The 14,246-nt window shown below is 69.0% G+C and carries 13 protein-coding genes; 7 read left to right on the top strand and 6 right to left on the bottom strand.

The features are described 5' to 3' along the window. Nucleotides 1-2 precede the first annotated feature (2 nt). The 4 genes from KCI33_RS06480 to KCI33_RS06465 all read left to right on the top strand — a co-directional run bounded on the left by KCI33_RS06480 (nt 3) and on the right by KCI33_RS06465 (nt 4,389). A complete protein-coding gene (locus KCI33_RS06480) occupies nt 3-2,807 on the top strand; it encodes a helicase-related protein (protein ID WP_212523955.1) in 2,805 nt (934 codons plus the stop codon). Further along, nucleotides 2,808-3,188 (top strand): RNA-binding S4 domain-containing protein, encoded by a 381-nt coding sequence (locus KCI33_RS06475; RefSeq protein ID WP_212523954.1) that lies wholly within the window; start codon nt 2,808-2,810, stop codon nt 3,186-3,188. It begins immediately after the preceding gene. A gap of 54 nt (nt 3,189-3,242) precedes the next feature. After that, on the top strand, nt 3,243-3,581 hold the full coding sequence (gene fdxA / locus KCI33_RS06470) for a ferredoxin FdxA (protein WP_212523953.1): 339 nt from the start codon (nt 3,243-3,245) through the stop codon (nt 3,579-3,581). A 298-nt stretch (nt 3,582-3,879) separates the two neighbouring features. Then, nucleotides 3,880-4,389, top strand: coding sequence for a CarD family transcriptional regulator (locus KCI33_RS06465; protein WP_212523952.1), 510 nt, complete (start codon nt 3,880-3,882; stop codon nt 4,387-4,389). Nucleotides 4,390-4,614: 225 nt separating this feature from the next. On the opposite strand, the gene KCI33_RS06460 is transcribed toward KCI33_RS06465, so the two are convergent. Then, on the bottom strand, nt 4,615-6,525 hold the full coding sequence (locus KCI33_RS06460; protein ID WP_212523951.1) for a cation:proton antiporter: 1,911 nt from the start codon (nt 6,523-6,525) through the stop codon (nt 4,615-4,617). A gap of 74 nt (nt 6,526-6,599) precedes the next feature. Continuing rightward, nucleotides 6,600-7,055, bottom strand: coding sequence for an Lrp/AsnC family transcriptional regulator (locus KCI33_RS06455; protein ID WP_212523950.1), 456 nt, complete (start codon nt 7,053-7,055; stop codon nt 6,600-6,602). Nucleotides 7,056-7,192: 137 nt separating this feature from the next. Between KCI33_RS06455 and hppD the strand changes: the two genes are divergently transcribed. Beyond that, a complete protein-coding gene (gene hppD, locus KCI33_RS06450) occupies nt 7,193-8,287 on the top strand; it encodes a 4-hydroxyphenylpyruvate dioxygenase (protein WP_212523949.1) in 1,095 nt (364 codons plus the stop codon). Between the two features lie 15 nt (nt 8,288-8,302). Here hppD and KCI33_RS06445 read toward each other — a convergent pair whose 3' ends face one another. After that, on the bottom strand, nt 8,303-10,609 hold the full coding sequence (locus KCI33_RS06445) for a hypothetical protein (protein WP_212523948.1): 2,307 nt from the start codon (nt 10,607-10,609) through the stop codon (nt 8,303-8,305). Between the two features lie 158 nt (nt 10,610-10,767). On the opposite strand from KCI33_RS06445, the gene KCI33_RS06440 reads away from it, so the two are divergent. After that, the gene (locus KCI33_RS06440) at nt 10,768-11,448 is read left to right on the top strand and encodes an SIMPL domain-containing protein (protein WP_212523947.1); all 681 of its coding nucleotides are present in this window, start codon (nt 10,768-10,770) and stop codon (nt 11,446-11,448) included. Between the two features lie 3 nt (nt 11,449-11,451). Here the strand turns inward: KCI33_RS06440 and KCI33_RS06435 are convergent, their stop codons facing one another. The 3 genes from KCI33_RS06435 to KCI33_RS06425 are packed head-to-tail and all read right to left on the bottom strand — an operon-like array spanning nt 11,452 to nt 13,738. Next, the gene (locus KCI33_RS06435; RefSeq protein WP_212523946.1) at nt 11,452-12,744 is read right to left on the bottom strand and encodes an O-acetylhomoserine aminocarboxypropyltransferase/cysteine synthase family protein; all 1,293 of its coding nucleotides are present in this window, start codon (nt 12,742-12,744) and stop codon (nt 11,452-11,454) included. A 48-nt stretch (nt 12,745-12,792) separates the two neighbouring features. Continuing rightward, the gene (locus tag KCI33_RS06430; protein WP_212523945.1) at nt 12,793-13,212 is read right to left on the bottom strand and encodes a DUF1330 domain-containing protein; all 420 of its coding nucleotides are present in this window, start codon (nt 13,210-13,212) and stop codon (nt 12,793-12,795) included. Beyond that, nucleotides 13,205-13,738, bottom strand: a complete 534-nt coding sequence (locus KCI33_RS06425; protein WP_212523944.1) for a DUF2239 family protein — start codon at nt 13,736-13,738, stop codon at nt 13,205-13,207. Before KCI33_RS06425 ends, KCI33_RS06430 begins: the two co-directional genes overlap by 8 nt. A gap of 79 nt (nt 13,739-13,817) precedes the next feature. Here KCI33_RS06425 and KCI33_RS06420 point away from each other — a divergent pair, with 79 nt between their 5' ends. Then, nucleotides 13,818-14,183, top strand: a complete 366-nt coding sequence (locus tag KCI33_RS06420) for a GIY-YIG nuclease family protein (protein ID WP_212523943.1) — start codon at nt 13,818-13,820, stop codon at nt 14,181-14,183. The last annotated feature ends 63 nt before the right edge of the window (nt 14,184-14,246 follow it).

The raw sequence follows: 14,246 nt of genomic DNA, 5'->3' as shown, positions 1-14,246 counted from the left end.
GTATGCTTGCGCAATCGCGGGTCACCGCGGTCCTCGGGCCGACCAATACCGGCAAGACGCATTACGCGATCGAGCGGATGCTGGCGCACCGCACCGGCGTGATCGGCCTGCCGCTGCGCCTGCTGGCGCGCGAGGTCTATGACCGCATCGTCAGCCTGCGCGGCCCCTCGGTGGTGGCGCTGGTCACCGGCGAGGAGCGCATCGTGCCCGAGCGGGCGCAATACTGGGTCTGCACGGTTGAGGCGATGCCCACCGGCATCGGCGCCGATTTCCTGGCCGTGGACGAGATCCAGCTCTGCGCCGACCCCGAGCGCGGCCATGTCTTCACCGACCGTCTGCTGCACGCGCGTGGCCTGCACGAGACGCTTTTCCTCGGCTCCGACACCATGCGCAACGCCATCGCGGCGCTGGTGCCCAAGGCGCAGTTCATGCGGCGCGAGCGATTTTCCGAGCTGATCTATTCGGGCTCGAAGAAGATCAGCCGCATGCCGCCGCGCGCCGCCATCGTCGGCTTCTCGGTCGATAACGTCTATGCCATCGCCGAACTGATCCGCCGGCAGAAGGGCGGCTGCGCGGTGGTGATGGGGGCGCTCTCGCCGCGCACCCGCAACGCGCAGGTGGATCTCTACCAGAACGGCGACGTGGATTACCTGGTGGCGACCGACGCCATCGGGATGGGGCTGAACCTCGACATCAAGCATGTGGCGTTTTCCGGCCTGCGCAAGTTCGACGGCCGCCGCATGCGCGAACTGGCCCCGAACGAACTGGCCCAGATCGCCGGCCGCGCCGGGCGCCACACCATGCCCGGCAGCTTCGGCGTGACCGGCGAGGCGCGGCCGCTGGACGACGAGGTGGTGGAGGCGATCACCGCCCACCGCTTCGCCCCCATCCGCAAGCTGCAATGGCGCAACGGCGATCTGGAGTTCGGCACCCCCGAGCGGCTGATCGCCTCGCTCGAACGCGGCACCGACAGCGAATGGCTGACCCGCGCGCGCGAGGCCGACGACCTGCACGCGCTGAAGGCGCTGACCGGCCAGCCCGATCTGCGCGACCGGCTGGTGCACCCCGCTGACACGCGGCTGTTGTGGGATGTCTGCCGCATCCCCGATTTCCGCGGCATCAGCCAGGCCGAACATGCCGGGATGCTGGAGCGGATCTTCGGCTTCCTGCAGGAGGGGCGGGTGCCCGACGACTGGCTCGCGCGCCAGGTCAAGCGCCTCGACCGGACGGATGGCGACATTGACACGCTGTCCAAACGGCTGGCCTATATCCGTACATGGACCTATGTCGCGCAGCGCAAGGGCTGGGTGGACGATGAAAGCCATTGGCGCGGGGCCACCCGCGCTGTAGAAGATCGGCTGTCGGATGCGCTGCACGGCGCGCTGACCAAGAGATTTGTTGACCGGCGCACCTCTGTGCTGCTGCGCCGGTTGAAGCAGAAGGAGGGCCTTGTGGCCGACGTGAACGAAAAGGGTGAAGTGACGGTCGAGGGCGAGTTCGTCGGCCGTCTGGAAGGGTTCCGCTTCCGTCAGGATTCCAGCAGCGGGCCGGACGAGGCCAAGACCCTGCGCTCGGCCAGCCTGGCCGCGCTGAAGCCGGAATTCCACCTGCGCGCCGACCGGTTCTACAATGCCCCCGATACCGAGCTCGATTTCACCGAGCAGGGCGGGCTGATGTGGGGCGAGCATGCCGTGGGCAAGCTGGTCCCGGGGGCCGAGCCGCTGAAACCGCAGGTCGAGGCCTTCGTCGATGACGAGGCGGGCGTCGACGTGACCGAGAAGGTCAAGCGCCGGCTGCAGCATTTCATCGACCGCAAGGTCGCCACCCTGTTCGAGCCGCTGCTGAACATGCAGCGCGACGAGGCGCTGGCCGGCATGGCGCGTGGCTTCGCCTTCCGCCTGATCGAGGGGATGGGCGTCATCCCGCGTGACGATGTGGCCACGGAGGTCAAGGACCTCGACCAGGAGGCGCGCGGCCTGCTGCGCAAGCACGGCGTGCGCTTCGGCCAATTCACGATCTTCCTGCCGCTGCTGCTGAAGCCGGCGCCGACCCGGCTGCGGCTGGTGCTGTGGTCGCTCGCGCAGGGCCTGCAGGAATTCCCCGAAAGCCCGCCGCCGGGGCTGGTCACCATCCCCGCGATCGGCGATGTGCCGGACGGCTACTACACGCTTTCGGGTTATCGCCGCGCGGGCCAGCGCGCGATCCGCATCGACATGTTGGAGCGCCTGGCCGACATGCTGCGCGGGCAGGACAGCCGGGGCGGCTTCGAGTCGACGGCGGACATGCTGTCGATCACCGGCATGACGCTGGAACAGTTCGCCGACCTGATGCAGGGGCTGGGCTACAAGGCCGAGCGCGGCGAGCGGCCCAAGGTCAAACCCGCGCCGGAAGCCGCCGAGGCGCCTGCCGCGGAGGAGGCCCCCACTGCGGAGGTCGCCGGGCAACCGGAGGCCGAAGAGGCCGCGCCTGCCGCCGAACCCGCGCCCGAGCCCGCTGCCGAGGCGGCCGCCGAGACGGCCGAGGCGCCGGAGGCATCGGAACCGGGCGCGTCCGAGCCCGAGATCGAGGTCTTCTACACCTTCACCTGGGCGCCGCGCCGTCCGGGCAAGCCGCGCCAGGACCGCGGCGAGCGCCCGCAGGGCAAGGGCCGCGGCAAGCCCAAGGGCAAGGGCAAGCGCGCCCCGGAAGAGGCCGGCGCCGGCGGCAAGCCCCGCTCCTTCCAGGCGCGCCCGCCCCGCAAGGAAAAGGCCATCGACCCCGACAACCCCTTCGCCGCCGCGCTGATGGGGCTGAAGGACCGCAAGTAAGTGACAGCTGAAGAACCCCGCCCGCTGATCCGCCTCGACAAGTGGCTGTGGCAGGCGCGGTTCTTCAAGACGCGCACGCTGGCGGCCAAGGTGGTCTCGGGCGGCCATGTCCGGGTCAACGGCGTCAAAACCGCGAAACCGGCCCACAAGGTGGGGCCGGGCGATACCCTGACCTTTCTGCAGGGCCGCGAAATTCGTGTCGTGCGCATCCTCGCGCCGGGCGAGCGGCGCGGCCCCGCGCCCGAGGCCAGAATGCTTTACCAGGACTTGACTCCGATCAAGGACAGCGACCCGCCCGCGCCACGATATGAGGGCAAGGGGCGGCCGACGAAGAAAGAAAGACGACAGAATCATCTTTTCAAAACGTCGCCGCTTGAATGATCCATCGGGCTGGTCTAGCTAATCGGCCAAGCCAAGAGGAACGAGGGCCACCGCATGACGTATGTCGTGATCGAGAACTGCATCGCCTGCAAATACACCGACTGCGTGGAGGTCTGCCCGGTCGACTGTTTCTACGAAGGCGAGAACATGCTGGTCATCCATCCCGACGAGTGCATCGATTGCGGCGTGTGCGAGCCCGAATGCCCCGCCGACGCCATCCGACCCGACACCGAGCCGGACATGGAGAAATGGGTGGAGTTCAACCGCAAGTATTCCGAAATGTGGCCGGTGATCATCTCCAAGAAGGACCAACTGCCCGAGGCCGAGGCACGCGACGGCGAAGACGGCAAGCTGGAGAAGTATTTCTCGGAGAAGCCGGGCGAGGGCGGCTGAGCCCCGATTCGGTCCCCGCCGCGCCGCCGCGCCCGCCGCGCCGCGCCCGGACGGGAAAGATTCCCCTTAAAATACGGGGTTGCCGCGGGTTCTGCGGCGCGGCACTTCAAAAGCCCCGCGTTTTTTGCTATATATGCATCCGATAAAGTGCCGTTTAGACCTGACAACCACGCGCAGCGATGCTCGCCTGCGGTGTGGCTTTTCAGCGCCAGATACGACAGCCTGCCGGATCATTCCCGTTCCGGGCAGGAAAAGTATCTCTGTCTCGTCAAGGGCTCGTGCGAGGAAGTGAAGCTATATGAGTAAAACCAAGAAATCCGAATTCCGCCCCAATGACTACGTCGTTTACCCCGCGCATGGCGTGGGCCAGATCGTGTCGATCGAGGAGCAGGAAATCGCCGGCATCGCGCTGGAGCTGTTCGTCATCTCCTTCGAGAAGGACAAGATGACCCTGCGCGTTCCCACCAACAAGGCGACCGAGGTCGGCATGCGCTCGCTCAGCTCGCCCGACGTGGTGGAAAAGGCGATGACCACGCTGAAGGGCAAGGCCAAGGTCAAGCGCGCCATGTGGTCGCGCCGTGCCCAGGAGTATGAGCAGAAGATCAACTCGGGCGACCTGATCTCGATCGCCGAGGTGGTGCGCGACCTGCACCGCACCGACGATCAGCGCGAACAGAGCTATTCGGAGCGTCAGCTCTACGAGGCCGCGCTGGAGCGTCTGACCCGCGAAGTGGCCGCCGTGGCGGGCATGGACGAGGTCAAGGCCCAGAAACAGGTGGACGAGGTGCTGGTGTCGCGCGCCGCGTGATCGCCGCCCTTCGCCGGAAAACAGCCGCAGCGCCCGCCGCTGCGGCTGTTCCTGTTTGGGACAGCGCCGCATGGCGCGTTGCCCCGCATTTCGGGTAGGGGGCCGTCCCCCGGTCGGGCACGACGATCGAACTTTCCGCCCGGCGTTCACGCGGGGCAGCGCCTGCCCGCAGTTCCGGATCCCCGGCCGAGGGCCGCGCCGAGGCGTGCAGGGATCGGCCTGACTTCAGCCCTCCGCGGGCCTGTCCGCAGGCTCTTTCTCTGCCTTTGCGGCGCGCGTGGCCAGCGCGGTTTCCAGCTCCTTGTTCAGCTGGCGCGCGCGCTCGACATAGGCGTCGTTCTGGTCCAGCGGCACGCCGGGCTTCCACAGCTCGGCCAGTTCGCGCAGCACCTGCCGGTCGTGCTTGTAGAAGGCGGTCTCCATCTCGTTCGCCTCGAAATCGGTGAGGCCCATGTTCTCCAGCACATAGCGGCCGGCGCGCAGGGAGCTGTCGAACATCTCGCGCACGATGTCGTCGGCGCCCGCGCGGTAGAGCTCGTAAACATGCATCCGGTCGCGCGCGCGGGCCACGATATGCAGGTCGGGGCGTTCGCGCCGCGCGTAGCGCACCAGCCGCGTGGAGGCGTCCTTGTCGTCGAGCGCGACCACCAGGACCCGCGCCTCGGCCAACCCCGCGGCATGCAGCAACTCCGGCCGGGTCGGATCGCCGAAGAACGCCTTGAAGCCGAACCGGCGCATCAGCTCGATCGTGGCGAGGTCGTGGTCCAGCACCGTGGCCCGGAACCCCGACATCTGCAACATCCGGTTCACCACCTGCCCGAACCGACCCATTCCGGCGATGATGATCGGTTGCTGTTCGTCGATCAGGTCGGCCTCGCGCGCTTCGGGCACCTCCTTCGTCCGGCGCGAAAGCACCTCGTAGAGGATGAAGAACAGCGGCGTCATCAGCATCGACAGCGCGATCACCAGCAGCAGAGTCTGCCCCAACCCCGCGGTCAGCACATGGGTCTTCAGCGAGAAGCTGACCAGCACAAAGCCGAACTCGCCCGCCTGCGCCAGCCCCAGCGTGAACAGCCAGCGGTTGCGCCCCCGCAGCCGGAACAGGCTGCCCAGAAGGTAAAGGATCAAGCCCTTGGCGATCATCAGCGCCAGCGTCAGCCCGACGATGGTGACCGGCTTGGCAAACAGCACCGCGACATTGATGCCCGCGCCCACGGTCATGAAGAACAGCCCCAGCAGCAGGCCCTTGAACGGCTCCAGGTTGGCCTCGAGATCGTGGCGGAATTCCGAGTTGGCCAGCACCACGCCGGCCAGGAACGTGCCCAGCGCCGGCGACAGGCCGACCAGGATCATCAGCGCGGCGATGCCGATCACGATCATCAGGGCGACGGCGGTGAACATCTCGCGCAGCCGCGCGCCGTGGATGAAATGGAACAGCGGCCGGGTCAGGAAATGGCCGGCCAGGATGATCGCCGCGACCGCGGCCAGCGTGATCAGCGTCACACCCCAGCCCGGCAGCCCCTCGAGCAGCGACAGTGCCGGCGCGGCGGCGCCATGCGCGGCGTCCCCGCCCGCATCCCCGGCCCGCCGGATCGAGCCGTCGGGCGCGAGCGACGGGCCGGCCTGGAGCGCGAGCAACGGCAGCAGGGCCAGCATCGGGATCACCGCGATGTCCTGCGTCAGCAGCACCGAGAAGGTCGCCCGGCCTCCGCTGGTGCGGATCAGCCCCTTTTCGCTGAGGGTCTGGAGCACGATCGCGGTCGAGGACAGCGCGAAGATCAGGCCGACGGCCAGCGCGGTGTTCCAGTCCAGCCCCAGTTGCATGGTTCCGGCCATCACCGCGCCGGTGGTCAGGCTGATCTGCAGCCCGCCCAGCCCCAGAAGCCGATGGCGCATGTCCCACAGCGCGCGCGGCTCCAGCTCCAGCCCGATCAGGAACAGCATGATCACCACGCCGAACTCGGCGAAATGTTGCAGATCCTGCGATTCAGATCCCACCAGACCCAGCACCGGCCCGATGGCGATGCCCGCCAGCAGGTAGCCCAGCACTGAGCCAAGCCCCAGCCGCGCGGCCAGTGGCACCGCCACCAGCATCGCGGTCAGATAGATCGTCGCCTGAAGCAGAAAGCTTTCCATGGCGCGAGTCTAAACCAGCCGGCCGGGGCAAAGACAACAGCCCTTTGACGGACAGGCGCCGCCCGCCGGCGCGATCACGTCGGCAGCGGCGCGTCGGCCTTGAACTGGTTCATCACGATCTGGCTTTGCACCCGGGCGACGGCGGCATGCGGCAGCAGAACCTCGTGGATCACCCGGTTCAGCGCGGGCAGATCGGCGCAGAACACGCGCAGCAGGTAATCGGCTTCACCGGTCAGGGTCCAGGCGGAGATGATCTCGGGCTGGGTCCGCAGCAGGCGCTGGAAGCTTTTCGCGGCTTCCGGCGCGTGGGTGGCCATCTGCACCTGCACGAAGGCCTGCACGTCGAGGCCCAGACGGGCTGCGTCCAGCCTGGCCGCGTAGCCGGTGATATAACCCTCGGCCTCCAGCCGCTGCCGCCGCCCGGCCTGGCTGGCCGACAGGTTCAGCCGCTCGCCCAACTCCTGCGCGGTGAGGCGGGCGTCGTTCTGCAGCGCCGCCAGCAGGCGGCCATCGGTTTCGTCCAGTGACATGCGTGGTTCCTGCGCTAACCTTCCCAAACTAGCGCGAATGACGCGCAAATGCCACGGAATGGCGACATGAACGCGCATCTTGCGCGCGGGGGGCGCGCTATCCTCCTGCCGAACGCGACGAACAGGAGGAAACGCGCATGGGACCTTTCCCGCATGATGCCCCCCGCGCCGAGATCACGGCCGAAAACCCCGCCGGCACGGACGGATTCGAATTCGTGGAATTCTGCCATCCCGACCCGCAGGCGCTGCGCGATCTCTTTGCAAAAATGGGCTATGCCCACACCGCCACGCACAAGAGCAAGGCGGTAGAGCTGTGGCAGCAAGGCGATATCAGCTACCTGATCAATGCCGAGCCGGGCTCGATGGCCGCCGGTTTCGCCGAGGAACATGGCCCCTGCGCGTCGGCGATGGGCTGGCGCGTGGTGGACGCGCAGCATGCCTTCGAGCACGCGGTGCGGAACGGCGCCCAGCCCTACGAGGGCGGCGGCAAATGCATGGACGCGCCGGCGATCCGTGGCATCGGCGGCTCGCTGATCTATTTCATCGACCGGTATTTCGACAGCTCGCCCTATAACGCCGAGTTCGACTGGGTGGCCGACGCTCATCCCCGCGGGGTGGGTTTCTATTACCTCGATCACCTGACCCACAACGTGTTCCGGGGCAACATGGACAGGTGGTTCGAATTCTACGGCCGCCTGTTCAATTTCCACGAGATCCGCTTTTTCGACATCCAGGGCAGATACACCGGGCTTTTCAGCCGCGCGCTGACCTCGCCCTGCGGAAAGATCCGCATTCCAATCAACGAGGACCGCGGCGAGACCGGGCAGATCGTCTCCTACCTGAAGAAATACAACGGCGAGGGCATCCAGCACATCGCGGTAGGGACCGAGAATATCTACGACGCCACCGACGCCATCGCCGCGAACGGGCTGCAATTCATGCCCGGACCCAATGATGCCTATTACGAGATGAGCCGCCGTCGCGTGCAGGGCCATGACGAGCCCATCGAGCGGATGAAGAAACACGGCATCCTGATCGATGGCGAGGGCGTGGTGAATGGCGGAGAGACCCGGATCCTGCTGCAGGTCTTCTCGAAGACCGTGATCGGGCCGATCTTTTTCGAGTTCATCCAGCGCAAGGGCGATGACGGTTTCGGTGAGGGCAATTTCAAGGCGCTCTTCGAATCGATCGAGCGCGAGCAGATCGAGAATGGTGAGATTGCCGCCGAATGAACGCGCAGGGCCCGCTCAGCCCTGCGGCAGTTTCAGAACCTCGTTGCGCCCGCGCCGGACGTAGCGCAGTTCGCCCTCGCCGATGGCGGTCACCTGTCCGCCGTCCAGCTGGTCGCCCACCTGCACCTTGACGTAGCGCCCCGATTTCAGCCGCACCAGCGCGCGCCGATCGACAGACGAGCCGTAGATGCCGATCAGGTTGATTTCGCGCAGGTTGATTGCGTTCGGCAAAGTCGCCTGCTTGGCCACCGAGGCCGATGAGGGAATGTTCGGTGCCACCGCGACCGCGGCCGGCACCACGGCCGCGGGCACCACGGCGGCCGGCGCGGGGGCGGCCTGCGCCTCTGCCAGGGCCTTCTCCACCAGGGTCGGGAAATCACCGGGCCGCGTTGGCGGCTTGGGCGAGCTGGCCACGGCCAGCGCGCTGGTCGTGACCGCGCCCGCGTCCGCGACCTCGCCGTCGGCTTCCGCTTCGGCCTCGGCTTCGGCGAGGGCCTGTTCCTGCAACGATTCGGGGCGGGCCAACGGGCGGCGGGCCGACAGCTCGGCCCTGCTGAACCCGCCGAGATTGGCACGCTCGTTCGTCTCGGACAGGTCGTTCGGCCGGGTGCGGGGGCGAACGGCGGCCAGCCGCGCGGCCTCTTGCGCGACCGCGGGGTCGAGGGCGGTGTCGGTCTCGGGGCGCGCGGGCGGGGTGATCCGCGGCGGGCCGGAGAACACGGTCACGCCATCGGGATTCAGCGTGCCCTCGGGGCTGGGGCGGACCAGGCCGCGCGCGTCGAGGTCGAACCGGTTGCCCGGCCCGGCGGGGCTGGCCGGCGTATCCGGGCGCGCGTCGTGATTCTCGGCCGGCACCGCGGGCAGCGCCACGGCGTCCTGCACGGTCACCCTGGGGTCCAGCGAGGCGATATAGACGTCATCGACCCGGTCCTGTTCCGGCGCCGCGGGCGGCTCGGGGGAGACCGGGTAGATGCCGGTCGCGGCATAGAGGGTCTGGAGCTCCTCTGGGCTCAGGTCGCGCGGTGCATCGGCCTCGGCGGGCGGCAGATCCTCTGCCGGGGCCGGCGTATCGGCGGCGGCCTCGGCCGCAGGGGCCGGGGCGGCGGGAGGGGCGTCCGGGGCGGATGGGGCGAGGGCGGCCTGCGTCGCCGCGGCGGGCGGGTCCGCGGTCACCTCTGCCGTTTCCGGCGCGTCGGGGTCGCGCAGGAAAAGCGCCCACAGCGCCACCAGCAGCAGGATGAGCAGCAGCGCCGCGGTCAGGGCCAGCCCCAGCTTCGGCAGGCCAGAGGAGGGGGGCTCGGGCGCGAAGAGCCCGGGCAGACCGAGATCGCCCTCGGGGGCCTTCGGCGGCGGGGCGGCCACCCGGGTCGTGACCGGCGCCGGCGCCCTGGGCGCGGTCGCCTTGGGCGGTTCCGCCTTGGGCGCCTTCGCGCTGTCCTTCCTGGCGGCGGGTTTCTTCGCGGCACCCGCCCTGGCACGTTCCGGTTGAGGGCTGACCGCGGGCGCCTCGGGGGCGGTGACGCCGATCTTGCCGCCGGCCAGATCCGGCGGCGGGGTCGTTCTGGACGGGGCGAGGGTCAGCCGCGCCTTGGCCGAGGCCGTTTGCGGCACCGGCGCCGCGGCGGAGGGGGGCTGGGAGGGATCGCGCCGGGTGGCGAAGGCCGGGCGATCCTCGGGCGCGGGCAGCGGCGCGATGAGCGGTCTTTCCGGGGCTGATGGAGTCTCAGGGGCGGCGGGCGAGGGGGCTGGCGGCGCGGCCTTCTCGGGCTCCGGGACCTCCTGTGCCTCGGGCGCGCCGGTCTGTGTAGGGGCGGCGGGGGCGGGATTTTCGTCCTCGGGCAGCAGCGTGGCCGCGGCCTGGGTCGGGCCGAACAGCGGGTCGCGGGGGAACTGATCGGGCGCCGGTCGGGCGGTGAAGCTGACCGGGTTGAAGCGGTGCTCGACGGCGAAGGATTCGGCCTCGGCCAGCGTCTCGCGCGCCACCACGGCGACCAGCGCGCCGTCGCCGTCGGCCTCCCAGTCGAAGACCAACTCGTTCACCGCGTAGGGGGTCAGCCCCTCCAGCCCCTTGCGGATGCCGGCCTCGTCCAGCGCGCCGGCGGGCGTCACGCGGGTATAGAGGATCTGGCTGTCCGGCAGCACCAGCTCGCTGAGCACGCCGCCGCCCTCCAGCCCGCTGGCCGTGGCGCGCAGCACGCGCAACGCGGCGTTGAGATCGGGGTCGTCGAGAGCGACATGCCCGACCTCGTTCCATCCGGTCTTGGTGCGGTGGAGCAAGCCGATTCCCTCATGCGAGAGGGTCAGGGAAAAACGCGGTGTCATGGAGTCCGTTTATAATATCCTCCCGCCGGCCGGCAGGTCCTGCCGTCGCAGCAGGGCGACTATAGCAGGATTTCGCCGATGGCGAGACCGTTTGCGCCGGGAAAAGCTTGAGCTTGCCGGGGCGAGCGCTCAGCCTTGGCGCAGCGAAGGAGAAAACCATGCGATTTCTGAGCATTATTCTGGTGGTGCTGGGGCTGGCCACGGCTGCGAAAGCGGCGGAAAACGGTCCCTCGATCACTGTCACCGGGCACGGCGAGGTGGCCGCGGCGCCCGACATGGCCACGATCACCCTGGGGGTGACCCGCCAGGCGAAAACCGCGGCCGCGGCGATGGACGAAACCTCGGCCGCGACGGCGGAGGTCCTGAAGGCGCTGGAGGCGGCCGGCGTCGCGGCCCGCGACATGCAGACCAGCGAGCTGTCGCTCGATCCGGTGTGGGAGGACGTGGGCGGCGACGGGCGCGCGCCCCGGATCGTGGGCTTCGCCGCGCGCAACACGCTGCGCGTGCGGGTGCGCGATCTGAACCGGCTGGGCGCGGTGCTGGACGACGTGCTGCGCGTCGGCGCCAACACCTTCCAGGGCCTCAGCTTTGGCCTGCGGGAGCCGGAGCCGCTGGCCGATCAGGCCCTCGCGGCGGCGGCGGCCGACGCCCGGCGCAAGGCCGCGCTGATCGCCGGGGCGGCGGGCGTGGCCCTGGGGCCGGTTCTGTCGATCAGCGAGGCCGGCGGGGTCGCCCCCGTCCCGATGATGCTGGAGGCCGCCCGCGCCGCCATCCCCGTGGCCGCCGGCGAGGTGTCGCAGACGGCCACGGTGACGATGGTCTTCGCTCTGGGCGGCTGAGCCTCAGGCGTGCGCCTTGGCCAGCGCCTGGTCGAGGTCGCGGATCAGGTCGGCGGCATCCTCGATCCCGATCGAGATCCGCACCACGTTGGGGGCCGCGCCGGCGGCCTCCTGCTGTTCCGGCGTCAGCTGCCGGTGCGTGGTCGAGGCCGAGTGGATCACCAGCGAGCGGGTATCGCCGAGGTTGGCGACGTGGCTGAACAATTCCAGGCTGTCGACGAATTTTACGCAGGCCTCGTAGCCGCCCTTCAGCGCCACGGTGAAGAGGCCACCCGCGCCCTTGGGGCAGATCCGCTGCGCGCGCTCGTAATAGGGCGAGGAGGGCAGGCCGGCATAGGTGACCTTATCCACGTTGGGGTGGTTTTCCAGCCAGCCGGCGACCGTCTGCGCGTTCTGCACGTGGCGTGCCATGCGCAGGCTCAGCGTCTCGATCCCCATCAGCGTGTAATGGGCGGCCTGCGGGTTCAGCGTCATGCCCAGGTCGCGCAGCCCCACCGCGATGCTGTGGAAGGTGAAGGCCAGCGGCCCGAAGGTCTCGTGGAATTTCAGCCCGTGATAGGCGGGCTCGGGTTCGGAAAGCGAGGGGAACTTGCCCAGCGCCGACCAGTCGAACTTGCCCGAATCCACCACCGCGCCGCCGGTGACCGTGCCGTTGCCGGTCAGGTATTTGGTGGTGGAATGCACCACCAGCGTCGCGCCGTGGTCGATCGGGCGGCACAGGTAGGGCGTGGCCGAGGTGTTGTCGACGATCAGCGGCAGCCCCGCCTCATCGGCGATGGCGGCGATGGCGTCGAGATCGGTGACATAGCCGCCGGGGTTGGCGATGGTCTCGCAGAACACTGCGCGGGTGTTCTCGTCGATGGCGCGGGTCACGGCGTCGAGGTCGTCGAAATCCACGAATTTTGCCGACCAGCCGAAGCGTTTGATGGTCTGGCTGAACTGGGTGATCGTCCCGCCGTAGAGCCGGGTCGAGACCACGATGTTGCGCCCCGGTGCCATCAGCGGGAAGAGCGCCATGATCTGCGCCGCGTGCCCGGAGGAGCAGCACACCGCGCCGGCGCCGCCCTCAAGCGTGGCGATGCGTTCCTGCAGCACCGACACGGTCGGGTTGGTCAGGCGCGAATAGATGTAGCCGACCTCCTGCAGGTTGAACAGCGCCGCGGCGTGGTCGGCGTCGCGGAACACATAGGCCGTGGTCTGGTAGATCGGCGTCTGGCGCGCGCCGGTGGCCGGATCGGGCCGGGCGCCGGCGTGGACCTGTAGCGTGTCGAAGCCGTATTGCGGGGTGTCGGTCATGGTTCTCTCCCTTCGTCAGCTAGCGAGACGTTAGGAGAGAGTGCTGGGTCAGGCAAGCGGTGCGAGCGGCAGCAGCCGCGAATCGCTCAGCGCCGCAAGGCGATGGGCGTGAGCGTGCCGGATCTCCGGATCCCCACCGAAGGCAAGGAACGCTTCGACCGAAGCCTGCCGGACCAGCATCGCCCGGTCCCAGCGCTCGGCCTCCGGGCCGATCAGCCAGTGCTCTGCCGCGCCCATGAACAGCAGCTCTCCGCCGGAGCGGCGCAGCAGGGGCAGCGTTTCCTCGACATAGAGGTCGAAGGCGGCCTCGCCCGTGATCGGCGCGGCCGGGCCGCGGGCCGGGCTGCCGGCGTAATCGGCAATCTCGCGAAAGCGCAGCAGGTTCAGCATCACCACCGGCCCCGCGATGCCGCGTTCCATCAGCGCGACGGCCGCGCGTTCGGTCGGATAGAGGTAACTGTCAGTCATCGTTCAGGAAGTCTCCGCGCGCCATGGCCTGCGCCAGTTCCGCGATGTCGCCGGGCCAGCCCTGCATGGCCGCCGCCATGCCCGCCGGGTCGCGCGCGTAGAGTGCGCGGATCGCCTCTTCGAATTGCGGCAGGTCGCCGGCAAGCGTGTTGAGGAACCGGAAGGCCGCGTCCATGCCGCGGGCCTGCCGGGCCTCCGTGCCCTCGTGTCGCCGGGCCTCGTCGATTAGCCGGCGCAGGGTGGCCGAGGCCCCGCCGCGCTGGGCCGCCAGCCAGTCCCAGTGGCGCGGCAGAAGCGTGACCTCCCGTGCCCTCACGCCCAGCTTTGGCCGCCCGCGCGCCGGGCGGGGCGGGTCCTCCGCGGCGGGGCGCAGGTCAAGGTCGATCCTGCGCCCGGTTTCACTGTCGATCACCACGAAGCCGGTGGCATTCGCGTCCGCCCCGGCGTCGCGAAGGGCGCGCAGGATATCGGCCTCGGAGCCAGATGCGACGAGATCATGTCCCCTGAGGGCGAGAAGATGAACCATGATATACCCGGGTAATATTAGTTACACCCGGGTAAAAACATGACAGAAGACCGAAGTCAACCGCAGAAGGGACGCACAGATGAACTCCACGCGCAGGGCCGCGATGGCCGCCTATCGGGAGCGCAGGCAGCGGCGCGGCGTCTTTGCCGTGCGCCACGAGGCCAGCGGCGCCGTCTGGCTGGGGACCTCGCCCGATCTCGACATGGCCGCGAACCGGATCTTCTTTTCGCTGCGCAGCGGCGGCTGGGCGGGGCGCGATCTGGCCGAGGCCTGGCGCGCGCAGGGCGGTGAGGGGTTCCGCTTCGAGGTTGTCGAGGTGCTCGACGACGACCTCGCGCCGCTCGCGCGCGAACGGCTGGCGGCGGCGCGGCTGGCGCATTGGATGGTCGAACTCGGCGCGCGCCCGGCTTCGCCGGCGCAGCGCGGGCGGCAGCCGCCGATCTGAGCGCGACTTTTCTGTTCATCCGCCACGCGCGCGCTGATACACAGGGGGCGACGCAGCCAGTCC

Origin of the sequence: Actibacterium sp. MT2.3-13A, from assembly GCF_018139985.1 — a bacterium.
Lineage (GTDB): Bacteria > Pseudomonadota > Alphaproteobacteria > Rhodobacterales > Rhodobacteraceae > JAGSOU01.
This window is presented reverse-complemented; position numbering and strand designations above follow the sequence as displayed.

Bases quoted from the DNA above. Each gene is read 5' to 3' on its own strand.
- KCI33_RS06480 (WP_212523955.1), top strand. From the start codon at position 3: ATGCTTGCGCAATCGCGGGTCACCGCGGTCCTCGGGCCGACCAATACC.
- fdxA (WP_212523953.1), top strand. From the start codon at position 3,243: ATGACGTATGTCGTGATCGAGAACTGCATCGCCTGCAAATACACCGAC.
- KCI33_RS06465 (WP_212523952.1), top strand. From the start codon at position 3,880: ATGAGTAAAACCAAGAAATCCGAATTCCGCCCCAATGACTACGTCGTT.
- KCI33_RS06460 (WP_212523951.1), bottom strand. From the start codon at position 6,525: ATGGAAAGCTTTCTGCTTCAGGCGACGATCTATCTGACCGCGATGCTG.
- KCI33_RS06455 (WP_212523950.1), bottom strand. From the start codon at position 7,055: ATGTCACTGGACGAAACCGATGGCCGCCTGCTGGCGGCGCTGCAGAAC.
- hppD (WP_212523949.1), top strand. From the start codon at position 7,193: ATGGGACCTTTCCCGCATGATGCCCCCCGCGCCGAGATCACGGCCGAA.
- KCI33_RS06445 (WP_212523948.1), bottom strand. From the start codon at position 10,609: ATGACACCGCGTTTTTCCCTGACCCTCTCGCATGAGGGAATCGGCTTG.
- KCI33_RS06440 (WP_212523947.1), top strand. From the start codon at position 10,768: ATGCGATTTCTGAGCATTATTCTGGTGGTGCTGGGGCTGGCCACGGCT.
- KCI33_RS06435 (WP_212523946.1), bottom strand. From the start codon at position 12,744: ATGACCGACACCCCGCAATACGGCTTCGACACGCTACAGGTCCACGCC.
- KCI33_RS06430 (WP_212523945.1), bottom strand. From the start codon at position 13,212: ATGACTGACAGTTACCTCTATCCGACCGAACGCGCGGCCGTCGCGCTG.
- KCI33_RS06425 (WP_212523944.1), bottom strand. From the start codon at position 13,738: ATGGTTCATCTTCTCGCCCTCAGGGGACATGATCTCGTCGCATCTGGC.
- KCI33_RS06420 (WP_212523943.1), top strand. From the start codon at position 13,818: ATGAACTCCACGCGCAGGGCCGCGATGGCCGCCTATCGGGAGCGCAGG.